The sequence below is a fragment of the Streptomyces sp. 3N207 genome (assembly GCF_052246355.1).
Classification (GTDB): Bacteria; Actinomycetota; Actinomycetes; order Streptomycetales; family Streptomycetaceae; genus Streptomyces.
Window position 1 is genome coordinate 329,736 of sequence record NZ_JBQQBV010000004.1, and the last position, 22,359, is coordinate 352,094.

Here is a 22,359-nt window from a genome sequence, read left to right on the forward strand (position 1 = left end):
GTCATTGTGTGAGGGCTTCGTCACACAGTGCTCAGGAAGGGTGCGACAAATGAACGAAAGTGCGTACGGGCGATCGAAAAGCGTCGAGGAATGTATTGCCGAACTCGGCACGGCCCTCCGGGCCAACGGGATCACCCTGCCCTCCCTCGGGGTCGACCCGGTGACCTACGCCGGGTCGCAGTCGTACACGCTCATCGCCCTCGGCAATTGCAACGTCGACACTGCCCGCGCTCTCGCAGCCGTGCTGCGCGCTGCGGCGGGGGAGGGGCGGGCCGAGGGGTGATCGCCCAGACGTGGCGGGTTGCCACCACGCCGCAACGGCCTGCGCTAGCCCTCGCGTTGCTGGCGCGGGCCACCGATATCGGTGCCGTACGCCACGAGGTGGCCGCGCATTGCGCGCGGTGGGGTGCTCCGCAGGCGGCCGACGTGGTGGCGCTCTGCGTCAGTGAACTGCTCACCAATGTGGTGGTGCACGTGGGGGAGGCGGTCCCCGCGACCGTACGGGTCGCCTGGTGCGGCGGCAGTCACCTGCGGCTCGGCGTCACCGATCCCGACCCGCGACCCCTCCCCGTTCACGTCGCCGCCGCTCCGGATGCCGAGTCGGGCAGAGGGCTCGCCCTCATCGACGCGTTGGCGCTGCGGTGGGGCGTGGAGCAGGGCGCGTACGCGAAGACGTGTGGTGCGAGCTGCCCGCCAGGGCGTAGACAGTGTCTACCAATCGCTGGTAGACAGTGTCTATGAGTGAACCGAACACGGATGCCGGGCTTCGCGAACGGCTCGTCCGTGCAGGCGTCGAGCTGGTTGCCAGAGAGGGCGCCCGGGGTGTGTCCCTCCGGGAGATCGCCCGGCAGGCGGGGGTGTCCCACGGGGCGCCCCGCCGGTACTTCCCGACCCATCTGTCGCTGCTCTCCGCCATCGCCCGCGAGGGGTTCGGGCAGTTGGCGGCCGAGGCCGGGCAGGTGCTGGCCGACCGGGAGCTGCAGAGCCCGCGTGCCCAGCTCGCCGCGCTGGCCGGCGCCTATCTGGCCTTCGCCCGCGATCACCGGGGGATGTACGAGCTGATGTTCCGGCATGACCTGCTGGAGAGCGGCGAATTGGGGCTGCGTGAGACGAGCCTGCCGCTGTTCGATGTCCTGGTCGACCTGGTCGCCCGCAGTCGGCGGGACATCCCCGGTGGAGATCCGCGAGCGCAGGCCGGCGCGTTCTGGGCCGGCCTGCACGGTATTGCCCAACTGGGCGCCTGGCGCAGCCTCCAGCTGGCCACCGGCGCCGAGGAGGAAGACGTACTGCGGGCCGTGTTGGACGCCCACCTCGGGCTGGAGGGCGCGTGAATCGCGTGAATACAGCGCCCCCGCAACGCGCGCTCACCCTCGTCGCCAGCGTCACGGGGGCTGCCGTCGTGGCGCTGGACGGCACCGTTCTCGTCGTCGTACAGCCGAGCCTCCAGCGGGAGTTCGGGGCCACGTTCGCGCAGGTGCAGTGGACGAGCACCGGCTATCTCATCGCCGTCGCGAGCCTGCTGGTCTTCGCGGGGCGGCTGGGCGACCGGTACGGGCACGGACGGCTGTTCGCGCTCGGCATGCTGGGTTTCGGCGCCGCTTCGGCCGGGATCGGGCTGGCGGACAGCATCGGCTGGGTCATCGGGCTGCGCGTCGTGCAGGGCGTTTTCGGCGCGCTGCTGCAACCTGCCACGCTCGGCATGCTGCGCGCCGCGTTCCCGCCGGAACGGCTCGGTATGCCGATCGCGGTCCGGACGAGCGTGATCGGGCTGGCTGCTGCCATGGGGCCGGTTCTCGGTGGGATGCTCGCGGCCGAACTGGGCTGGCGGGCGGTGTTCTTCCTCAACGTCCCCCCGGCGCTCGCGGTGGGGCTCCCCGTGCTGCTGACGGGGCGGAAAGCACCCGCGACAGCCCGCGCAACCTCGCCGTCCGGCGGTCTCGATCTGCCGGGCGCCTGCCTGCTCGCTGCCGCACTGCTCTGCCTGGTGCACGCTCTCGTCTCCGTTCCGGGCGACGGCTGGAACGCCCTCGCGGCAGCCGTCAGCGGTGCGGCGACCGCGGCCTTCGTACGGCACGAACGCCGCACCTCCGCACAGCCGTTGGTCCCAGCGGGGCTGTTGCGAACGCCGGGCATCGCCGCGGCGCTGGCGCTGCTGCTCGTGGCGTCGGTGGCGCTGCAGGGGACGCTGTTCGTCGGCAGCTACTTCCTTCAGGACGTCGTCGGCCTCGACCCCTTCGAGTGCGGGATACGGACGTTGCCGCTCGCCGTGTCGATGGTGCTGGGTGCGCCGCTGTGTGCCGTACTGCTGCGGCGGTACGGTCCGCGGCGTACGGCCGGGGGAGGGGCGGCGGCGCTGGCGGCCGGGGTGGCGGTGTTGTCCCGGGCGGACGCCGAAGTGGGCGCGGGTGCGGTCGGGGTGGCGTTCTTCTTGCTCGGCGCCGGGTTCGCGGCGGTGATGGTCACCGCCACCTCTGTCGTCGTGGGGCAGGCTTCCGCGGGGCACGCGGGGGTGGCGGGCGGTCTGAAGCAGACGGCGATGAATGTGGGGCCGACGCTGGGAGTTGCGGCGGCGACCACCCTGATGTCCGCCTGGACGCCTGCCCGGCAGCCCCCGGATGCGGCCTTCCTCGCGGCGATGGGCCCCACCTTGACGGTGCTGGCGCTGACGGCGGCCACCGGACTGCTGCTGGCACCCCGCCTGACCGCACCCGGTCGGTGGCGCAGAAGTTACCGACGAGTTGACACCGTTTCTCCGCGCGCCCACCCTTAGCTGCGCCGTGTACATGCCACCTTCACCCGAGGGAGGTGGTGTCTGTACAAGTCACGCGAGGAGAAACGCATGGGAACTCAGGGGGAAGGCACCGGCGTCAGCAGACGGACGGTGCTCGTGGGCGTCGGCGGCGCCGGAGCAGCGGCCGTACTCGGCGGCGGCGCGGCGGCCCAGTCGGCAAACGCCGCAGGCAGCGCGGCCGAGGGCGGGATCGACAAGCTTCCGATACCCGACAAGGCCGAGCTGACCGTGCTGTTGACCGGAGACGCGGGCACCGGCGAGGACGGCCAGTGGAAGGTCGCCGACGCCGCCCGCGCGGTGTGCGCACGCCGCGGCGTGGACCTGGCGATCGGGCTCGGGGACAACATCTACGAGAACGGTCCCGAGAGCGACACGGACGACGAGTTCCAGTCCAAGTTCGAACGCCCCAACACCGGCATCGATGTGCCCTGGCTGATGGTCCTCGGCAATCACGACACCAGCGGCATCATCCCCGGCAGTGGCGGCCGGCCCTCGCGCGGCGACCACGAGGTGGCGTACCACGCGCACTCGGCCCGCTGGTACATGCCGAGCCGCTATTACTCCGTGGTCGTACCCGGTGGCGCCGCCGAGCCGGTGGCCGAGTTCTTCGCGCTCGACACCACGCCGCTCTCCTCGTACGTGCTCCAGACCGACCCCGAGTACTACTGGGACGGGCCCTTCGCCCGCGAACAGCGCGCCTGGCTGGACAAGTCGCTCGCCGCCTCGCGCGCCCGCTGGAAGTTCGTCTTCGCCCACCACCCGCTCCGCAACAACGGCACCCACCGCAACGCGGGCGAGTACGAGGGCGTCACCTGCGGCGACTACATGAGCGGCAAGCACGTCAAGGAGCTGTACGAGGAAGTCGCCGTCGGCAAGGCGGAGTTCCTGCTGGGCGGGCACGACCACACCCTCCAGATCCTGGACACCGCCGCCGACTACCAGGGCACCCAGCAGATCGTGTGCGGCGCCGCGGCCAAGACCAAGGGCCGCGCGGACGAGCCGAGCAACAAGGCGTTCTGGGAGGCGTACGACACGCTCGGCTTCATGCTGCTGACGATCAATGCCCAGCAGGTCGTCGTCGACGCCTACACGGTCGATCCCGGCACGGGGGCACACACCCATGCCTACCGCCACACCCGCACCGACCGGCTGCCCGCCCGCGCCGCGGCCGCCTCGTAAGCGGGCGTAGCCGTCACAGGAGCCGCGCCGGGCCGACCTCCCGTACGTGGATCAGGGCGTCGAACCAGTCCGACAGACCGCCGCCGGACAGATGGTGCGCGGGGTCGTCGGCCGGGTCGTAGCCGGGTCCGACCAGGCGGGTTCTGGTGGGGGTGCGCAGCCAGTCGCGTACCGGCTCGGGCGCGGTCCCGGTACGCAGGTCCCACAGGTAGGCCGCGGGCCCGGCCGTGCCGAGCACCGACTCGGCGAACTCCTCGGGGGGCCCGGGGACGGCGACGGGGATCCGACCGTGGTGGAAGGTCAGGCCCACGGATACATAGCCGTCCCCGAAGCGTTCCCGCAGATAGCTGCCCGCGTTGCGGTGGGTGAGTTCCGCGGAGCCGGGAGGCGTGGGGGAGACTGTGCGGGGTTCGCCGACCGCGGTGTGCGCGATGCCGCCCCAGTAGACGATGCGGTCACCCGACTCGGCGTGCTCGCGGATGATCGCCTCCGCCAACTCCCGCTCGATGTCGGCCAGTCCCTTCGGCGGCGCGGCGGGGGAGGGGGCAGGGGGACCGGCGGCGAAGCGCACGGGATCGAGCGGGTGGCGGTCGTTGTACGCGCGCATCCACAGCACGAGCTCCAGGATCTCCGCCGTACGCCAGAACGGCCGGGCTCCGGCGAGCATCGCCCAAGGATCGCCCTGTCCCGTGCGGACGTACGCGTCCAGGCCGACCTCCACCGGATCGTCGCCCTCCAGTGCGACGGTGCGGAATCCACGCTCCTCCACCAGCAGCCGTACCAACCGGTGCTGGAGGGTGGAGAGTTCACGTGCCGCCCGGGTCGCGGCGCCGACGGCGACGACCTGCGGGTCGTCGCCGATCCATGCGGCCAGGGGCCGCAGATCGTCCAGCGTCGCCGCCGGTTCGAAGGTGCTCAGCCGGTGCACCCGGTCCGCTATCCACTGCTTCACATGTTCCGTTCGCTGCTGCTGTTCACTCATGGACACAGTCTTGTACTTGAAGTCAACTTCAAGTCAACGGTGGGTCGCGAGCCGAGCCACTCGATTCACGCACGGTGATCGGTTGGGCATAGATTGGCCCGATGACGGAGGGGATACGGACCAGTACCAGCGCAGGGGACCGGCAGGAGACGGCCGCGGCGAAGCCGGGGCTCGCCAGGGCGTCGCTGCTCATGGCGGCAGGCACCGTCGTCTCGCGGGCCACCGGGCTCGTGCGGCAGGTGCTGCAGGCGGCGGCGCTCGGGACGGGGTTGCTGGCCAGTACGTACAACACGGCCAACACCGTGCCCACCAGCCTCTACACCCTCCTGATCGGCGGCGCCCTCAACGCCGTACTGGTGCCGCAGTTGGTGCGGGCGCGTGCCACGCAGGCCGATGGTGGCCGGGCGTACGAGCAGCGGCTGGTCACCCTTGTCGTCACCGTGCTCGCACTCGGTACCGCGCTGGCCGTCTGGGCGGCGCCGCAGATCGTCGGCCTCTATATGCGGGACACCCCCGCGCAGCATGAGGCGTTCGAGCTGACCGTCGTCTTCGCCCGCTTCCTGCTGCCGCAGATCTTCTTCTACGGGCTGTTCGGGATGCTCGGCCAAGTCCTCAACGCACGCGAGAAGTTCGGCGCGATGATGTGGACGCCGATCCTCAACAACGTCGTACTGATCGCGATGTTCGGTGCCTACCTGGGGATGATGACCGTCCCGGAGCGGGTCGCGGACATCACCGACAGTCAGGTACGGCTGCTGGGGCTGGGCACCACGGCCGGGATCGCCCTGCAGGCCCTCGCGCTGATCCCGTTCGTACGCGCCGCAGGCTTCCGTTTCCGGCCGCGGTTCGACTGGCGCGGTACGGGGCTCGGCAGCAGCGCGCACGCCGCCAAGTGGACGCTGCTGTTCGTGCTGGCCAACCAGGTCGCGCTCACCGTCGTCACCAACTACGCGAACGCCGCGGATCAGGAACTTCCGGACGCAGGTGCCGGATACTCCGCGTACACCTACGCGCAGACCATCTGGATGCTGCCGCAGTCCATCGTCACCGTCTCGCTGGTGACCGCGCTGCTGCCGCGGATGAGCCGGGCGGTCGCCGAGGGTCGCCCCGCGGACCTGCGCGCCGATCTGACGCGAGCGCTCCGCCTCACCGGCGCCCTCATCGTCCCGACCGCCTTCCTCTTCCTCGTGCTCGGTCCGCAGATCGCCGCGCTGCTGTTCGCACACGGCGCCGCGGACGCCGAGTCGGCGCAGCCGCTGGGGCAGATGCTCCAGGCGTTCGGGCTCGGGCTGATCCCGTTCTCCACGCAGTATCTGCTGCTGCGCGGCTTCTACGCCTTCGAGGACACGCGTACGCCGTTCTTCATGGCGGCCTTCATCGCCGCGGTCAACATTGTCTTGGCCAGCTGCTGCCATGTGCTGCTGCCCGCGCGGTGGGCTGTGACCGGGATGGCCGCGGGTTACTCGCTCTCGTACGTGGCGGGCTTCGCCCTCACCGCCTGGCTGCTGCGCCGCCGGTTGGCTGCGCCGCTCGACCCTGCGGGGCGCCTGCTGAGGGCGTACGGACGGTTGTCCCTGGCCGCGGCTGCTGCGGCGGGGCTTGCCTGGGCAGCGGCCGATGCCGTACGGCGGACGCTGGGTGAGGGCACGGTCGGCTCGGCGTCGGGCCTTGCTGCGGGCGTGCTGGTGCTCGCGCTCGGCTACTTTCTGTTGGGGCTGCTGCTGCGGATTCCGGAGCTGCGGTCGTTGCCGGGGATGCGCCGTGGGGGTCGGCGCTGATTTCCCGGGTGCGGGTGCGGGTGCGGGTGCGGGTGGGGTGCGGGTGTGGGTGCGTTGTGGCTGGTGGGGGGACCTCCCCCGCGCCCTCGGGGCGCGCGGCCACCGTACTGTGGTGCCCGTCAGGGCTGGACCGTGTCGAGGTGAGAGGGCCGAGATGACCGCTGAACACCCCATTGCCGTGCTGGGCGAGTGCGTCGCAGACGCTTTCGTGGCGCCGCGCGGCGAGGCCGCGGCGCCACTGGCGCTGGACGTCTTCCCCGGGGGTGGTCCCGCCAATACGGCGGTGGCGCTGGCGCGGCTGGGCACGCCGACCCGGTTCCTGGGCCGGCTCTCGCACGACGTGTTCGGGCGGCTGTTCGCCGCCCGGCTCGCGGAGTCCGGTGTCGACCTGAGCCGTACGGTGCGGGCGGCCCAGCCCAGCACCCTGGCCATCGCGGACGTGGCGGAGGACGGCAGCGCCGACTACTCCTTCCACGCGGAGCAGACCGCCGATTGGCAGTGGACCGACGACGAACTGGCCACCGCCACCGCCGGTCCCCTGAGCTGTCTGCACACCGGCTCCCTCGCCCTGGTCCAGCAGCCCGGCGGCCCGGCCGTCGAGCGCCTGCTGGCGGAGATACGGGACCGCGCGACCGTCTCCGTCGACCCCAACGTCCGCCCGCTGCTGGTCGACCCGGCCGTCTACCGCGAGGCGCTGCCCCGCTGGTGCGCGGCCGCCGACATCCTGCGGCTCTCCGACGACGACCTGGCCCAGCTGCGCCCCGGCGCCACCCCGGAGGAGGCGGCCGATGCCTTCCACGCGGACGGCGTGCCGCTGGTCGTGGTCACCCTGGGGGCCGAGGGCGTACTGGCCTCCCTCCACGGGGAGCGCCTCCGCGTTCCGACGCCGCCCACCCGCGTCGTGGACACCGTCGGTGCGGGCGACTCCTTCATGGCGGGCTTCCTGCACGCCCTCCGTACGGCCGGAGCGCTCGGCGGCAGGCTGGAGGGGCTCACCGGGCAACAGGTCACCGAGGCCCTGGAGTTCGGCGTACGGGTGGCCGCCGCGGTCGTCTCCGTACGCGGAGCGAACCCGCCCTGGGCGAAGGATCTGGAGGCGGCCGGGCAGTAGCTCAGAGCACCAGCGGCAGGACGTGGTTCCGGACGGCCGGGGCAAGGTTGAGGCCCGGCCCGTCCGTGCCGTCGGTCCAGCGGAGGGCGGCGATCTCGGCGCCGGGTTCGGGCTGTCCGTCCAAGGTGGCGCGGAAGACCGTCATCCGCATCGGCACCCCCTCCAGCGCCGCCGTCCCCCGTATCTCGGTGAGCGGCGTGACGGACCGGGGCGCGACGCCCAGCTCCTCGCGGAGCTCCCGGTCCAGCGCCGCTCGCAGGCTCTCGCCGGGCTCGGGCTTGCCGCCGGGCAGATAGAAGAGGCCGCGCGCTGCCGTCTTGCTCACCACCAGCAGCCGACCCTCCCGTACGACGGCCGCCGCCGAGACGATCAGCTCGGCGGCGGCATGTTCTTCCTGCGCTGTCCTGCTGTCCATGGGAACGATCATCCCAGGCGCCGGGCAGGCCCGTGCACCCGCTGCTCAGGGGCACAGGCCCGTGCAGCCGCTGCTCAGGGGCAGCGCACCACTTGCCCCGCCCATGAGAGGCCGCCGCCGAAGCTGAGCAGCAGCACGGGGGCGCCCGGCGGGAGCTCACGCCGCTCCACCAGCTTGGCGAGGGCCAGCGGTACGGAGGCGGCCGAGGTGTTGCCGGACTCGACCACATCCCGGGCGATCACCACGTCCTCGGCGAGGTCCAGCTTGCGCAGCATGGCCTCGATCATGCGGAGATTGGCCTGGTGGGTGACCACCCCGGCCAGGTCGGCGGGCGCGAGCCCGGCCCGCTCGCACGCGCGGCGCGCCAGGGCGGGGAGTTCGGTGGTGACCCAACGGAAGACGGCGGGCCCCTCCTGGGCGAAGCGCGGCTGCCAGTCGTCCAGCAGCCGCACCATCTCGCCCCGCGTGGGGTCGGAGCCCCACTCGACGGGTCCGATGCCGTCCGTTCCGCCCTGCTGTTCGGTATCGGGGACGGCGCTGACGATCGCCGCTCCCGCACCGTCGGCCAGCAGGACGCAGGTGGTGCGGTCGGTCCAGTCGGTGACGTCGGACATCTTCTCCGCGCCGATCACCAGCGCGTGCCGCGCCGCACCCGCGCTCACCGAGTGGTCGGCGGAGGCGAGCGCCGTGCAGAAACCGGCGCAGCCGTTGTTGAGGTCGTAGGCGACAGCGGAGGGGATGCCGAGGGCGCGGGCGACCTGCGCCGCGTTGCTGGGGCAGCGGTCCCGGGCCGAGCAGGTGGCCAGCACGACCAGGTCGATGTCGGCGGGGTCCAGCCCGGCCGCGGCCAGTGCTTTGCCTGCCGCAACCGTCGCCAGGTCGGCGACGGTCTCGGACTCCGCCGCGATGCGCCGGCTGACGATCCCGGTGCGCCGGCGTATCCACGCGTCGCTGGTCTCGACCATGCCCGCCAGGTCGTCGTTGGTCAGGACGCGGTCGGGCTGGTGATGGCCCAGCGCTGCGATACGGGTTCCCGGCACGGTGCTTTCTCCTTGCTGAGGGGACAGGGGCCGGTGCGACCGCACGGGAACAAGCCCGGCGGCGACCGATGGCCGGGAATATAGCAACCGATCGATCGGAAGTTAAATGGGTCGGGCCCGCTACGATGGGTGCATGAGCCCACGCAAGTCCGCCGCCGAGGCCCGCAGAACGCGGGAGCGGATCATCGAGCGCAGCGTCGCCATCGGGTCCGTGGAGGGACTGGAGGGGCTGACCATCGGACGGCTCGCCACCGACCTCGGAATGAGCAAGGCGGGCGTACTCGGCCACTTCGGCTCCAAGCAGGCGCTCCAGCTCGCCGCACTGCACGGCGCCTCCGGGCTGTTCACCCGACTGGTGTGGGAGCCGGTCGCCGAACTGCGGCCCGGCCTGACCCGGCTGCGGGCCTTCTGCGAGGCATGGATCCGCTATCTGGAGCGGGAACGTACGGCCTTCCCCGGCGGCTGTCTGTTCACCGCCGCGTCCGTCGAGTTCGACACCCGCGGCGGCCCCGTACACGACACGGTGGCGCGCTTCATGCTGCGCGGACGGCGACTGCTCGTGAACGATCTGCGGATCGCCGTCGAGGTCGGGGAGCTCCCCGACGACCTGGAGCCCGAACAGCTCGCCTTCGAACTGCACGGGCTCTATATGGGCCTCAACCAGGAACTTCAGCTCTTCGCCGACGCCACGGCCCCGGCCAGGACGCGCCGCGCCCTGGACCGGCTGCTGGGTCCGGCGCCGCGCAGCTGAGGGGGAGGGGGCGGGCGCTCCCCTCAGCCCCGATGCCGGGCACGCGGCGTCACCGCTGAGGCGACCAGGCGCGCACCAGCGAGGCCGTGACCGAGTGCTCCGGCGCTCCCAGCACTGTGCGGGTCTCGCCCTCCTCCACCAGTGCTCCGCCGTCGAGCACGGCCATCCGGTGCGCCAGGGACGCCGTCTCCAGGTCATGGGTGATCAGCAGCAGGCGCATGCCCTCCTCCGTGGAGAGCCCCGCGAGCAGATCGAGCACTCCCGTGCGGGCGCCGGAGTCGAGCCCGGAGGTCACCTCGTCGCACACCAGCACCCGAGGGCGGGCCAGCAACGCACGGGCGAGCGCCGCCCGTTGCAGTTGGCCGCCCGACAGCTGCCCCGGGAGCCGCGCCGCTGTCCCGTCGTCCACCCCGACCCGGGCGAGCGTTGCCCGCGCCTCCTCCGCGGCCTCCTGCGGCCGGGCCCCGCGCAGCCGTACGGCGGTGCGCGCGACCTGTGCCAGCACCGGGCGGTGCTCGTCGAAGGCGCCGCGCGCGTCCTGGAACACGTACTGCACAGCCGCCAGTTGCGTGGGGGTACGGGAGCGTACGTTCCGGGGCAGTGCCTTCGTACCGTCGAAGCCCACCTCGCCCGCCCAGTCCCGGTGCAGCCCGGCCACACAGCGGCCCAGCGTCGTCTTGCCGCTGCCCGAGCGCCCGACCACGGCGAGCGCCTGCCCGGCCGGCACGGCCAGCCGTATGTCGCGCAGTGCGCACACCGTCCCGCAGTCCCGGTCGCGGTAGCGGGCGGCCTCGATGCGGACCCGGAACAGGTCCGCTGCCGTACCGGACGGTGCGGGTGCCGCGCCCCGTGCGACGGTCGGCGTGGCCCGAGGGGAGGGCGGTTCCCACTCCTGGGAGCTGCCCACGACCCGGCCCTCGCGCATCGTGACGACCTCGTCGGCCAGTTCCCCGACCACGTCCAGATCGTGGGTGAGCAGCAGTACGGCGATGCCCTGGCGTGCCACGGAGCGCAGTTCGGCGACGATCCGCCGCTTGGTCACCGCGTCCTGGCCCGTCGTCGGCTCGTCCGCGACCACCACCTGCGCCCCCAGCAGCAGCGCCTGGGCGAGTACGACACGCTGCTGCTGGCCGCCGGAGAGCTGGTGCGGAAAGCGGCGCAGCAGCGCCTCTCCCGTGCTGTGCTCCCCGCTGAGCTGGGCTGCCTGAAGCGCCCGCCGGACGCGGGCGCGAACGGCGGCACGCCGCCCGCGCCGCCGGCCACCGGACGCCCGCTCCTGCCGGGCGGCGATTTCGTACAGCAGCGCACCCGCACGGCGCGCGGGGTTGAGCACGGCAGCCGGGTGCTGGGGTACGTACGCCCCTTTGACGTCCAGGACCGCTTCGCACTCCAGCCGGGCGCCGGGCGGTGCCTGGCCGAGCAGTGCGAGCCCCGTCGTGGTCTTGCCGCTGCCCGAGGGGCCGACCAGCGCGGTCACCCGCCCCGCGCGCAGTTGCAGCGACACACCGTCGACCAGCAGCCGTTCACCGGCCCACACCCGCAGCCCCCGCACTTCGGCGACGACACGCGCCCCGGTCCCGGTCCCGGCCTGCCCGTCCGTGGTTTCCGACCGTGTACCGACGCCGTTCACGCGGCTCCCTCCGCTCGTTCCGGCCGTCCGGCCCGCACGGGCCGCCGCTTTCGGCTCCTGCCGCTCCTGCCGCTGCCGCCGCTGCTCCCGCTCCTGCCGCCGGAGCGGCCCCGCCGGGCGAGCGCACCGTCGCCCAGCAGGTTGGTGCCCATGGACAGCGCGACGATCAGCAGCGCGGGCACCACCACCGCCCAGGGCTGGACGAACAGCCCGGTGCGGTTCCGGTCGACCATGACCGCCCAGTCGGCCGCGTCCGGCTGCACGCCGACGCCCAGGAAGGCCGCCGTCGCCACCAGGTACAGCACCCCCGTCATACGGACACCCGCGTCCGCCGTCAGGGTCCGCAGCGATGCGCGCCCCACATAGCCCGGCGCGATCCGCCACCAGCTCTCGCCCTGGAGCCGCAGCGCCTCCACGGAAGGCCGAGCGGCCGCCTCCGCCGCCGTGGCCCGTACGATCCGCGCGGTGTCCGGCACGTTGACCAGCGCCACCAGCAGCGCGAGTCCGCCCGGGCCCGGACTGAGAACGGTCGCCACCAGCAGCACCAGCAGCAACGAGGGCACCGCCAGCAGCACATCCAGCGGCCGCATCAACAGCTCCTCCAGCCAGACCCGGCCGGTGAGCGCGGCGGTGAAGCCCAGCGGAAGGGCCACCAGATAGGCCAGCGCGGTCGCGGCGAGCGCCACCAGCACCACCGAGCGCCCACCCAGCAGCACCTGGTGCCACACGTCCCGGCCGGTGAAGTCCGTGCCCAGCCAGTGACTGCCCCCGAGCGCGAACGAGGTCCCACGCGGCCCGGGTTCACCGGCCAGCAGCGGCCCCAGCACAGCGAGCAGCAGCGGAACCGCGACGAGCACCAGGCCGAGCGCCCAGCCCGCGTGCCGTCTCACGCGACCACCCCCGAGCGCGGTGCGAGCCGGTGCACCAGCAGATCGGCACCGAGGTTGAGCAGCACGGTGACGGTTCCGAAGACGACGGCGAGCCCCTGCACCACAGGGACGTCCCGCGCGGCGACCGCGTCCATCAGTACGGTGCCGAGCCCCGGCACGACGAACAGCGCCTCCACGACGATGACCCCGCCCAGCAGCCAGTCGACCGTACGGGCCACCTGCTGGACGGCGGGCGCCACGGCGTTGGGGAGGGCGTGCGCGTAGCGGACGCGGCGCGGGCCGATGCCGCAGCGCGCCGCATGGGCCGCGTACGGGGAGCGCAGGGCCTCGACCATGCCCGCGCGTACCAGTCTGCTGACGGAGCACACCGGCCGCGTCAGCAGGACGAGCACCGGCAGTACGAGAGCTGCCGGGTGGGACAGCGGCGCCTCCCCGCTGCCGACGGCCGTGGGCGGCAGCCAGTCCAGGCGCAGCGCGAAGACGGTCACCAGCAGGACCCCGAGTGCGAACTCCGGTACGGCGTAGCTGCCGACCGTCACCGTGCTGATCAACCGGTCGACCGGCCGCCCCTCATGGCGCGCGGCCAGCACCCCGAGACCGACCGCGACGGGCACCAGCAACGCGAGCGTGAGCGCCGCCAGCACGAGCGTCGGCCCGAAGGCGGCGGCCAGGATGCCGCTGACCGGGCGCCCGGTCACCAGCGAGGAGCCCAGGTCCCCGCGGAGCAGCCCGCCCGCCCACTCGGCCAGCCGCTCCCAGGCGGGGCGGTCCAGACCGAGCGCCTCCCGGATGGCCGCGATCCTGGCCGGGTCCGGCTGGTCACCGGCGAGCGCCACGGCGGCGTCACCGGGCAGCGCTTCGGTGAGCGCGAAGACCAGCAGGACGACGCCCACGGTCTGCGCCAGCCCGAGCAGCAGCCGCCGCGCCACCCATGAACGGCGCAGGCGGGCGGCATGCGCGGCGATCCTGCGCACCCCGGACGCCGTCACCGGCGCTGCGGGGAGGGCACTCACGCCAGCCACACCTTGTCGAAGCGTGCCCAGTCCAGCGTGTTGGCGGGCGCGTCGCGGCGTACGCCTCGCAACCGCCGCGCGGTGCCGACGATCCAGTCGGCGAACCCCCACACCAAAAAGCCGCCTTCGGCATGCAGACGGCGCTGCATGCGCGCGTAGAGCCGCTGGCGCTCGGAGTCGTCGGCGGTGGACTGGGCTGTGGCGTACAGCTCGTCGAAGTCCTTGTGCTGCCACTTGGTGGCGTTGGTCGTCGAGTCGGTCAGCAGCCGCTGCGAGATGTGGGTGCCGATCGGCATGGCGCCGGAGCGGTAGCAGCACATGGTGCCGGAGTCGAGGATGTCGCTCCAGTAGCTGTCCGGGTCGCCTGTCCTGACCTTGACGGTGACACCCGCCTTTTTGGCCTGGTCCCGGAAGATGGCGGCAGCCTCGGTGAAACCGGCGGCCACGTCGGAGGTGTCCAGGGTGACCTCGAGATCTTCCGCGCCTGCCCTCTTGAGGAGAGCGCGGGCCCGGTCGAGGTCCTGGTGGCGCTGGGGGAGGGAGTCGGCGTAGTGCTCGTAGCCCTTGCCGAACAGGTCGTTGCCGATCTCGCCGGCGCCGGAGAGCGCGCCCTTCACCAGTTCGGTGCGGTCGGCTATGAGGAAGAACGCCTCCCGCACCCGTTTGTCGTCGAAGGGCGGCCGGTCCGTCTTGAGGGCGAACGCCTGCATGGCGCTGTTCTTGAGGCGGATGATGTTCACCCTGCCGCTGTCCTGGTGGGCGCGTGCGGTGGTCGGGTTCAGCTCGTGCGCGTACTCGACCTGGCCGCCCAGCAGCGCGTTGATCCGGGCCGACTCCTCGTTGACGCCGACGAACTCCAGCTCGTCCAGGTAGGGCGCACCGTCCCAGTGGTCGGCGTAGCGGCGCAGCACGGTCGAGGTGCCGGGCCGGAAGGACACGAAACGGAACGGGCCGGAGCCGACCGGCTTCTTGAAGTCGTCGTCGACGTCGGCGGGGAGGATGTAGGTGCCGAACGCCGCGAGCACGTTGGGGAATTCGGCGGTCGGCCGCTTGAGGTGGAACTCCAGCGAGCGCTTGCCCGTCGCACGGCTGGCGTCCAGATCGATGGGTTCCAGGTCGGCGCGGGCACGGAACGCCTTCTTCGGGTCGGCGATCCTGCGGTAGCTGTGCAGCACATCGGCGGCGGTCACCGGGGCGCCGTTGTGGAAGGTGGCCTCGCGCAGGGTGATGCGCCAGCGCTTGAGGGCGCGGTCCGGCTCCCAGGAAGCGGCGAGCCGGTGCCGTGCGGCCAGGTCGGGCCCGAAGTCGGCGAGCTTGTCGAACAGCGCCTTGGCGCGGGCCGCATCGCCGAACAGGTTGGCCAGATGCGGGTCGAGCGTCTCGTTGGTGCCGCCGCCCGCGAATGCGGCCCGCAGCCGTCCGCCGCGCACCGGTCGGCCCCCGCCACCCCCGCCCGCCGGGTCGGCGCACCCGGCGAGGGCCAGCGTGCCGAGCGCCGCGGCGCCCGCTCCCGCGGCGAGTACACCCCGCCGCCGGGGTCCGTGCAGGGTGGGGGCAGGGCGATGCTGCTCTCTCATGACGGTGAACTCCTGGAGAAGAGGGCTACTTGAGGGTCGTCGGCGTGGGGCGGGCGTGCGCGGAAGTCGTGGGCGTCGCCGCGGCGGGGGAGGGCATCGCACCCCGTCGCCGCAGCAGGGTGATCCCGGCGGCGGTCAGCAGGCCGAAGCACAGGCAGCACACCCACGGCAGCCAGGGCGCGCCCCGCGCCGCACCGGCGTCCATGGCCCAGCCGACGAGCGCGTTGCCACCGGCGGCGGCGATACCGGAGACGGCGTAGAACACCCCGAAGTACGTGCCGGTCAGCCCCTCCCGCCCATAGGCGGGCACCAGCTCCATAACGAAGGGCTGTGCCGCCATCAGTCCCCCGTACAGCAGCACGGCGCCCAGCAGCACGGGCAGCAGTCCGAGCGCTGCCCCGGCGGGGTCCTGCGGGGTGCCGGCCCAGGCGATGAGCAGGGGCGGCAGGAACGCCAGCCCCATGACGGCCGGCCCCGCGGCGATCCAGCGTGCCCGCTCGCCCCGGCCCTGGAGCGCCCGGGTGAGCCGCAGTTGGCAGGTCAGGCTTGCGATGGTGCCGGTGAGGAACACCAGCCCGGCCGCGCCGTCCCAGCCGGTGGCCTGGCGCGCCGCCGCGGGGAACAGCAGATACAGCTGGTTCTCCATGGCGAACATCCCGACCATGGCCAGCGCGAACCCCAGAAAGGCGCGGTCGCCCAGCACTTCGCGCCAGTCACCGAGCACGCCGCGCAGCCCCTCGGCCCCCGGCGGCGGTTCGGGTGCCGGACGAGCCGGCAGGGCAAGGGCCTGGGCGACGGTCAGCAGCAGGAACAGCCCGGCGGCGACGAGCGCCGAGGTGCGGAACCCCGCCAGCAGCAGGGCGGTGCCGAGCACCGGACCGGCCAGCGAGCCCGCCGTCGCGAACATCTGGAAGAGCGCGAACGCCTCGGCCTTGCGCTCACCGGCCTCCCGCGCCAGGTACGTACGCACGGCCGGGTTGAACAGCGCTCCGGCGAACCCGCTCAGCGCTGAGGCGGCGAGCAGCACCGCCATGCCGTCGCCCAGCGCGAAGAGACCGAAGCCGACGGTGCGGAGGGCGCATCCGGCAATGATGACCGTGCGCGGCCCGAGCCGGTCGGCCGCCGTCCCGCCCACCAGGAAGAGCCCCTGCTGGCTGAGATTGCGTACGCCCAGCACGGTGCCGACGACGGCGGCGGAGAGGCCGAGGTCCTGGCCGAGGTGGGTGGCCAGATACGGAATCAGCAGATAGAAGCCGGTGTTCACGCCGAACTGGTTGACCAGCAGAACGCGGACCGCGACCGGGAAGCCCCGTACCTCCCGCCAGACGCGCACCAATGCGTCCCTCCCCCTCGAACGGCCTGCGTTGTGGATGTCCGTCCGGGCGGAAGCGCGCGGCCGGCGTGCTGCCACCCGCGCGGGGCGGCAGCACGTCGGCCACTATACAGAGATGAACACCATTTTCATTTGTCTGGCTCCGTCGGCCTTCGCTCGGCTACCTCGCCGGTCGGCTACGCCACCGGCAGCGCCCGCTCCACGATCGCCTCCAGGTCGAGCCCCGAGGGCAGCGTGCCGAAGGCCGCGCCCCAGTCGCCGCCCAGCCGCGAGGCGCAGAACGCGTCGGAGACGGCCGGCGGCGCGAACCGCACCAGCAGCGAACCCTGGAGGACCAGCGCCATCCGCTCCACCAGCCGCCGGGCCCGGGTCTCGATGCCGTCCAGGTCCGCCAGCTGGGAGAACACATCCTTGGTCGCGGCGTCCAGCCGGTGGTCGGCGCCGTGCGCCTGACCGATCTCCGTCAGGAACGCGTTCAGCGACTCGGGAGAGCGCTGGAGCGCCCGCAGCACATCCAGGGCCTGGACGTTCCCCGAGCCCTCCCACAGCGAGTTGAGCGGCGACTCGCGCAGCAGCCGCGGCATCGGCGACTCCTCCACATAGCCGTTGCCGCCCAGGCACTCCAGCGCCTCACCCGCCAGCGGCACACCGCGCTTGGTCACCCAGTACTTGGCCGTCGGCAGCGCCAGCCGCAGGAACGCGCGGTCCGCCGCCGCCTGTTCGCCCTCTCCTGCCGCACTGTCGTACGCCGCGGCCAGCCGCAGGGTCAGTGTGGTGGCCGCCTCCGACTCCAGCGCCATGTCCGCGAGGACGTTCCGCATCAGCGGCTGTTCGATCAGCAGCTTGCCGAACGCCGAGCGGTGCGCGGTGTGGTGGGTGGCCTGCGCCACAGCCTGCCGCATCAGCGCCGCCGAGCCCGTCACACAGTCCAGCCGGGTGGCCGCCACCATCTCGATGATGGTCGCCACCCCGCGGCCCTCCTCGCCCACCCGGTGCGCCCAGGTGGTGCCGTCGAACTCCACCTCGCTGGATGCGTTGGAGCGGTTGCCCAGCTTGTCCTTGAGCCGCTGGATACGGAACGCGTTGTGCGTACCGTCCGGCAGCACCCGGGGCACCAGGAAACAGGTGAGCCCCCCGGGCGCCTGCGCCAGCACCAGGAAGACGTCCGACATCGGCGCGGAGCAGAACCACTTGTGGCCGAGGAGCGTGTACTCCCCTTCGCCCCTGCCCTCGCCCGTCAGCGGCACGGCCTCGGTCGTGTTGGCGCGTACGTCGCTGCCGCCCTGCTTCTCCGTCATGCCCATCCCGGCGATCGCCCCCAGCTTGGCGCTCGCGGGGCGGTCCAGCCCGTAGTCGTAGACGTGCGAGCTCAGCCGCGGCTCCCACTCGGCGGCCAGCGCCGGCTCCTTGCGCAGCGCCGGCACGGCCGCGTGCGACATCGAGACCGGACAGCTGTGCCCCGCCTCCACCTGGGACCACACGTAGAAGCCCGCAGTACGCCGCAGCTGCCCTTCGGGGCGCGACCACGCGTCCGTCAGCCCCGCGGCCACCGCGTGCTCCATCAGCCGGTGCCAGGCGGGGTGGAAGTCGACCTCGTCGATCCGGTGCCCGTACCGGTCGTGCGTACGCAGCACGGGCGGGTGCTCGTTGGCCTGCCTGCCCCACTCCTGCGCCTGGGCCGAGCCCGCCGTCCTGCCCAGCGCGGCCAGCTCGGCGCGGGCCTCCTCGGCGCGCTCGGGTGCCATGTGCCGGGCCACGCCTTCGGCCAGTGCGGGGTCGGCGGAGAAGACGTCGTAGTCGACCAGCGGCGGAGCCTGGTTGGTCACGGTGTGTGTCGAGGGTGGCATACAGATACGTTAAAGAGGTGCGTGCAGTCGAGGAAACCCCTGAGCAGACCGCCGGACGGGCCCCCCGGTGGGCTCCCCGGCGGTCCCATGGCCAGTTCCGCAGGGCGCGGGTGAAGTATCGCGACGTCCCCAAAAGGAGGATGGCGTGGCTGCTGCTCAAGGACACCGTCAACTCGTGCATGGAGTACCGCGTGCTCGGGCTGGCGGCCGAGGCGGCGTTCTTCACGCTCATCTCCATCCCGCCGCTGCTGCTCGGCGTGATCGGCCTGCTGGGTTACCTGGACTGGATCGGCGCCGACACGATCGAGATGATCCGGCGGAACTTCCTGGACGCCTCCGCCACCGTGCTCTCCGACAGAGGCGTCGACCAGGTCGCCCGGCCACTCATCGACGACGTGATCAGAGGCGGCGGGCCCGATGTGATCTCACTCGGCTTCGCGCTGGCCCTGTGGTCGGGCTCACGGGCTGTGAACGTCTTCATCGACACCATCACCGTGATGTACGGGCTGGACGGGCGGCGCGGAATCGTCAAGACCCGGCTGCTGGCGTTCTTCCTCTACCTCGTGGCACTGGTGATCGGCGCGGTGGCGCTGCCGCTGATGGTGGCGGGCCCCGATGCGGTGCTACGGCTGGTGCCGCAGGCGCAGTGGGTGGTCGGCGTCTTCTACTGGCCCGTCGTGCTGCTGCTGTCCATCGTCTTCCTCACCACGCTGTACCACGTCTCCGTGCCGGTGCGGTCCCCCTGGCGGGAGGACATCCCCGGCGCACTGGTGGCACTGGTGATGTGGGTGCTCGGCAGCTTCCTGTTGCGGCTGTATCTGACGAACACCGTGGAGGGCCCCACCATCTACGGCTCGCTCGCCGCACCCGTCGCCGTACTGCTGTGGATCGGCGTCTCGGCCTTCGCCGTGCTGGTGGGCGCCGCCGTGAACGCCGCCATCGACCACGTCTGGCCCTCGGTGGCCACGGCCGCAGCGCGGCGCGCCAACGAGCGGCGCCGTGAGGAGGCGGCGGCCGAGGTCGTCGCCGCGGTCGCCGCGCGGCGCCGCCGCTTGGCGGAGGACGACGACATGGTGGACGCCCCCGCGGAGTTCCCCGAACGCTGGACCAAGTTCCTGCCCCCGTCGGACGTGCGGGGCCGGCTGCTGCGGCCACGCGGGCACGACCGCGACGACGCCGCCGAAGACGACACCCTGGGCGGCTGACCCCCTCCTCGCCGCTTCCGGCCGCAAAACCGGTGGCGGCGCGGCACACGGCAGGGCTACCGTCCATGCCGACCCGCACGGTGGCACAGAAGTCCGCCGTGCCATGCGACAAGAACGGAGGTGCGACTGATGGCTGTCTCCACGCTGGGCGCTGCCCACATCCAGTCCGTCACATCAACCTCCGTGGCCACCGGCTGACTCTTCCCTACGCGGAGCCGGGGCCACCCTTGTGAAGGGTCAACCCCTTGTCGCAGAGCATGTCTCATTCACGCGAGCACGCGGCGCTGGCCGCATACGGCTGGGACGCCGACTGGCAGGCCGAGTACCTACGGGCGACCGCCGACCCAGCCACCGCGGGGCCGGATCCGCTGCCCGGCAGGGTGGTGCGCGTCGACCGGGGCCAGTGCGATCTGGTCACCCCGGCAGGCACCCTGCGGGCCGACACCGAGTTCGTCGTTCCGCGCGACCCCATGCGGGTCGTGTGCACCGGTGACTGGGCCGTCGTCGACGCGGACGGCGCCCCGCCGTACGTACGGACGCTGCTGCCGCGCCGTACCGCCTTCGTCCGCTCCACGTCCTCCAAGCGCTCGGAGGGGCAGGTCCTCGCTGCCAACGTCGACCACGCGCTGATCGCGATCTCCCTCGACGCTGAGCTGGATCTGGGCCGTATCGAGCGGTTCCTCTCCCTGGCGTGGAGCAGTGGCGCCCAGCCGCTGCTCGTCCTCACCAAGGCGGACCTCGTACCCGACGGGGCCACCGTCGCGCACCTGGTCGCGGACGCGGAGACCACCGCGCCCGGCGTCCAGGTGCTGCCCGTCAGCGCGGAGACGGGCGAGGGCATCGACATCCTCGCCGCCGTCCTCGCGGGCGGCACCACGGCGCTGCTCGGCCAGTCGGGCGCCGGCAAGTCCACGCTGGCCAACGCGCTGCTGGGGCACCGGGCGCAACAGGTGCAGGCCATCCGCGACCGGGACGGCAAGGGGCGGCACACCACGACCACCCGCAACCTGCTGCCCCTGCCCGCGGAGACCGGCGGCGGTGTCCTCATCGACACCCCGGGGCTGCGCGGTGTCGGCCTGTGGGACGCCGAGGACGGGCTCGGCCAGGCGTTCTCCGAGATCGAGGAGCTCGCGGCCGACTGCCGGTTCCCGGACTGTGCGCACCAGTCCGAGCCCGGCTGCGCCGTCCTGGCCGCCGTCGAGGACGGTACCCTGCCCGAACGCCGCCTGGAGAGCTACCGCAAACTGCTGCGCGAGAACGCCCGCCTGGCCGCCCGCACCGACGCGCGGCTGCGCGCGGAGCAGCGCAAGGTGTTCAAACAACGGCAGGCGCTCGGCCGCCACATGCTGGAGCGCAAGCGCGGACCGCGCCGCCGCTGAGGCTTGTCGTGCGGACCTGGTGCCCCCTCCCGTTGTTTCTGGCGAGGGGGTGCCCCTGACCGGCGTTTGCACGCTGCGGCCTTGTGGCTTGTCGCGCAGTTCCCCGCGCCCCTGACGGGGCGCGGGGAACTGCGCTGCGAAGCTTCCGGGCGCGCCGTAGGCTGGGGGCCATGAAGCGACATTGACGCTCACAGAGCGCCGAAATCCGCCCCGCAGAGCATGCTGCGCGCCGCGCGCGGGCACGGCTGGCCCGGACGCTGTACGCCTATACGTTCCTCGACGACCTGGTGCTCCTGTACCCGGTCTACGCGCTGCTCTTCGCCGAGCACGGGTTGAGCCCGGCGGAGATCTCCTCGCTGTTCGTCATCTGGTCGGTGACGACGTTCGCCCTGGAGATCCCGTCCGGCCTGTGGGCCGATCTCTTCTCCCGCCGTCTCCTGCTGGTGTGCGCGCCGCTGCTCAGCGCGGTCGGCTTCGCGCTGTGGACGTTCGCGCCGTCCTACCCGGCGTTCGCCGCCGGATTCGTGCTGTGGGGAGCGGGGTCCGCACTGCGGTCGGGCACCTGGCAGGCCCTCACGTACGAGCATCTGAAACGGCACCGGCAGACCGGCGCCTACCCCGAACTCGTCGGACGGGCACATGCGATGGGTACCTCGGCCGTGCTGCTGGCCGACGTCTTGGCGGCGCCGGTGCTCGCGACCGCCGGATACCGGGCGGTCGGTATCGCGAGCGTTGCGGCGTGCGCGGCGACAGCGCTGACAGCCCTCACCTTCCCGTCCCGTCGTACGTCCCAGGGCACCGCCGCTGTTCCGGCCGACGGCCACACGGAGCCCGCTCCCACGCTGCGTACCGTCGCGGCGAGCGCTCTGGCGCAGGTGCGCGGTACGCCGGGCGTGGCCCGTGCGGTGGCGCTCACTGCCGTGGTGAGCGGCGTCACGGCGCTGGACGAGTACGTACCGCTGCTCGCGCAGGCGAGCGGAGCGGCACCGGCGACGCTGCCGCTGCTGGTGGGGCTTGTCTCCGCGGGAGCGGCAGCCGGGGGCTGGCTCGCAGGGCGAGGGGACCGGTGGGCGGCTCCCGTGCTGGCGGTGGGCGCGCTCTGGCTGGCGACCGCTGCCTGCGCGGCCGCAGCGCGGGTCCCGGCGGGGTTCGTGGTGCTGGCAGCCGCGTTCGGCGCGTTCTACTGGGCGGTGGCCCACACCGAGGCGCGCCTCCAGGAACGCGTCGACGACTCCGCACGTGCGACCGTCACCTCGGTGGCGGGCTTCGGTTCGGAGGTCGTTGCCGTCGCCGTCTACGGCGGCTACGCGGCAGGCTCGGCGGGAGGTGCGGGACCGGCTTGGCTCTTCGGCCTCGCCGCCGTGCCGTTCCTGTGCGCCGCATACGCGCTGCGCCGCGGGAGCGCCCGGCCGACGGCCATGTCCGAATCCCGCTAGCT

Annotated in this window: 20 protein-coding genes; 11 read left to right on the top strand and 9 right to left on the bottom strand. The window is 72.6% G+C overall.

Features of this window, described 5'->3' with window-relative positions; all coding sequences use genetic code 11:
- The first annotated feature begins 49 nt into the window (after positions 1 to 49).
- The 5 genes from ACTWP9_RS09205 (at position 50) to ACTWP9_RS09225 (ending at position 3,970) form a co-directional block, all read left to right on the top strand.
- A complete protein-coding gene (locus ACTWP9_RS09205; RefSeq protein ID WP_443245508.1) occupies positions 50 to 283 on the top strand; it encodes a hypothetical protein in 234 nt (77 codons plus the stop codon).
- Positions 280 to 741 carry an ATP-binding protein gene (locus ACTWP9_RS09210; RefSeq protein ID WP_443245509.1) on the top strand — a complete coding sequence of 154 codons (462 nt, stop codon included), beginning with the start codon at positions 280 to 282 and terminating at the stop codon, positions 739 to 741. The genes ACTWP9_RS09205 and ACTWP9_RS09210 overlap by 4 nt, the downstream gene beginning before the upstream one ends.
- Complete coding sequence (locus tag ACTWP9_RS09215; protein ID WP_443245510.1) at positions 738 to 1,331, top strand: TetR/AcrR family transcriptional regulator; 594 nt, start codon at positions 738 to 740, stop codon at positions 1,329 to 1,331. Before ACTWP9_RS09210 ends, ACTWP9_RS09215 begins: the two co-directional genes overlap by 4 nt.
- Before the next feature lie 5 nt (positions 1,332 to 1,336).
- On the top strand, positions 1,337 to 2,770 hold the full coding sequence (locus ACTWP9_RS09220; protein WP_443245602.1) for an MFS transporter: 1,434 nt from the start codon (positions 1,337 to 1,339) through the stop codon (positions 2,768 to 2,770).
- Positions 2,771 to 2,839: 69 nt separating this feature from the next.
- Positions 2,840 to 3,970: a metallophosphoesterase gene (locus tag ACTWP9_RS09225; RefSeq protein ID WP_443245511.1), complete on the top strand. Its 1,131-nt coding sequence runs from the start codon at positions 2,840 to 2,842 to the stop codon at positions 3,968 to 3,970.
- A 13-nt stretch (positions 3,971 to 3,983) separates the two neighbouring features.
- Here the strand turns inward: ACTWP9_RS09225 and ACTWP9_RS09230 are convergent, their stop codons facing one another.
- Positions 3,984 to 4,952, bottom strand: coding sequence for an erythromycin esterase family protein (locus ACTWP9_RS09230; RefSeq protein WP_443245512.1), 969 nt, complete (start codon positions 4,950 to 4,952; stop codon positions 3,984 to 3,986).
- 101 nt (positions 4,953 to 5,053) lie between these two features.
- Between ACTWP9_RS09230 and murJ the strand changes: the two genes are divergently transcribed.
- Together murJ and ACTWP9_RS09240 are read left to right on the top strand one after the other, a co-directional pair.
- On the top strand, positions 5,054 to 6,730 hold the full coding sequence (gene murJ / locus ACTWP9_RS09235; RefSeq protein WP_443245513.1) for a murein biosynthesis integral membrane protein MurJ: 1,677 nt from the start codon (positions 5,054 to 5,056) through the stop codon (positions 6,728 to 6,730).
- Positions 6,731 to 6,884: 154 nt separating this feature from the next.
- Positions 6,885 to 7,841: a carbohydrate kinase family protein gene (locus ACTWP9_RS09240; protein WP_443245514.1), complete on the top strand. Its 957-nt coding sequence runs from the start codon at positions 6,885 to 6,887 to the stop codon at positions 7,839 to 7,841.
- Position 7,842: 1 nt separating this feature from the next.
- Here the strand turns inward: ACTWP9_RS09240 and ACTWP9_RS09245 are convergent, their stop codons facing one another.
- Positions 7,843 to 8,256: an NUDIX hydrolase gene (locus tag ACTWP9_RS09245; RefSeq protein ID WP_443245515.1), complete on the bottom strand. Its 414-nt coding sequence runs from the start codon at positions 8,254 to 8,256 to the stop codon at positions 7,843 to 7,845.
- A 74-nt stretch (positions 8,257 to 8,330) separates the two neighbouring features.
- Positions 8,331 to 9,296: a beta-ketoacyl-ACP synthase III gene (locus tag ACTWP9_RS09250; protein WP_443245516.1), complete on the bottom strand. Its 966-nt coding sequence runs from the start codon at positions 9,294 to 9,296 to the stop codon at positions 8,331 to 8,333.
- A 133-nt stretch (positions 9,297 to 9,429) separates the two neighbouring features.
- Here ACTWP9_RS09250 and ACTWP9_RS09255 point away from each other — a divergent pair, with 133 nt between their 5' ends.
- Positions 9,430 to 10,047, top strand: a complete 618-nt coding sequence (locus ACTWP9_RS09255) for a TetR/AcrR family transcriptional regulator (protein ID WP_443245517.1) — start codon at positions 9,430 to 9,432, stop codon at positions 10,045 to 10,047.
- A 49-nt stretch (positions 10,048 to 10,096) separates the two neighbouring features.
- On the opposite strand, the gene ACTWP9_RS09260 is transcribed toward ACTWP9_RS09255, so the two are convergent.
- From ACTWP9_RS09260 to ACTWP9_RS09285, 6 genes are all read right to left on the bottom strand, one after another.
- Positions 10,097 to 11,677: an ABC transporter ATP-binding protein gene (locus ACTWP9_RS09260; RefSeq protein WP_443245518.1), complete on the bottom strand. Its 1,581-nt coding sequence runs from the start codon at positions 11,675 to 11,677 to the stop codon at positions 10,097 to 10,099.
- Entirely contained in the window at positions 11,674 to 12,567 is an 894-nt protein-coding gene (locus ACTWP9_RS09265; RefSeq protein ID WP_443245519.1) for an ABC transporter permease, read from the bottom strand. The genes ACTWP9_RS09260 and ACTWP9_RS09265 overlap by 4 nt, the downstream gene beginning before the upstream one ends.
- Positions 12,564 to 13,496 carry an ABC transporter permease gene (locus tag ACTWP9_RS09270; RefSeq protein ID WP_443245603.1) on the bottom strand — a complete coding sequence of 311 codons (933 nt, stop codon included), beginning with the start codon at positions 13,494 to 13,496 and terminating at the stop codon, positions 12,564 to 12,566. The genes ACTWP9_RS09265 and ACTWP9_RS09270 overlap by 4 nt, the downstream gene beginning before the upstream one ends.
- Positions 13,497 to 13,576: 80 nt before the next feature.
- Positions 13,577 to 15,157, bottom strand: a complete 1,581-nt coding sequence (locus ACTWP9_RS09275; protein WP_443245520.1) for an ABC transporter substrate-binding protein — start codon at positions 15,155 to 15,157, stop codon at positions 13,577 to 13,579.
- Between the two features lie 25 nt (positions 15,158 to 15,182).
- Positions 15,183 to 16,490 carry an MFS transporter gene (locus tag ACTWP9_RS09280; RefSeq protein WP_443245521.1) on the bottom strand — a complete coding sequence of 436 codons (1,308 nt, stop codon included), beginning with the start codon at positions 16,488 to 16,490 and terminating at the stop codon, positions 15,183 to 15,185.
- A 176-nt stretch (positions 16,491 to 16,666) separates the two neighbouring features.
- Complete coding sequence (locus ACTWP9_RS09285; protein WP_443245522.1) at positions 16,667 to 18,337, bottom strand: acyl-CoA dehydrogenase family protein; 1,671 nt, start codon at positions 18,335 to 18,337, stop codon at positions 16,667 to 16,669.
- Between the two features lie 140 nt (positions 18,338 to 18,477).
- Here ACTWP9_RS09285 and ACTWP9_RS09290 point away from each other — a divergent pair, with 140 nt between their 5' ends.
- The 3 genes from ACTWP9_RS09290 (at position 18,478) to ACTWP9_RS09300 (ending at position 22,357) form a co-directional block, all read left to right on the top strand.
- The gene (locus tag ACTWP9_RS09290; protein ID WP_443245523.1) at positions 18,478 to 19,542 is read left to right on the top strand and encodes a YihY/virulence factor BrkB family protein; all 1,065 of its coding nucleotides are present in this window, start codon (positions 18,478 to 18,480) and stop codon (positions 19,540 to 19,542) included.
- Between the two features lie 257 nt (positions 19,543 to 19,799).
- Complete coding sequence (gene rsgA / locus ACTWP9_RS09295) at positions 19,800 to 20,921, top strand: ribosome small subunit-dependent GTPase A (RefSeq protein WP_443245524.1); 1,122 nt, start codon at positions 19,800 to 19,802, stop codon at positions 20,919 to 20,921.
- 287 nt (positions 20,922 to 21,208) lie between these two features.
- Complete coding sequence (locus ACTWP9_RS09300; RefSeq protein WP_443245525.1) at positions 21,209 to 22,357, top strand: MFS transporter; 1,149 nt, start codon at positions 21,209 to 21,211, stop codon at positions 22,355 to 22,357.
- The last annotated feature ends 2 nt before the right edge of the window (positions 22,358 to 22,359 follow it).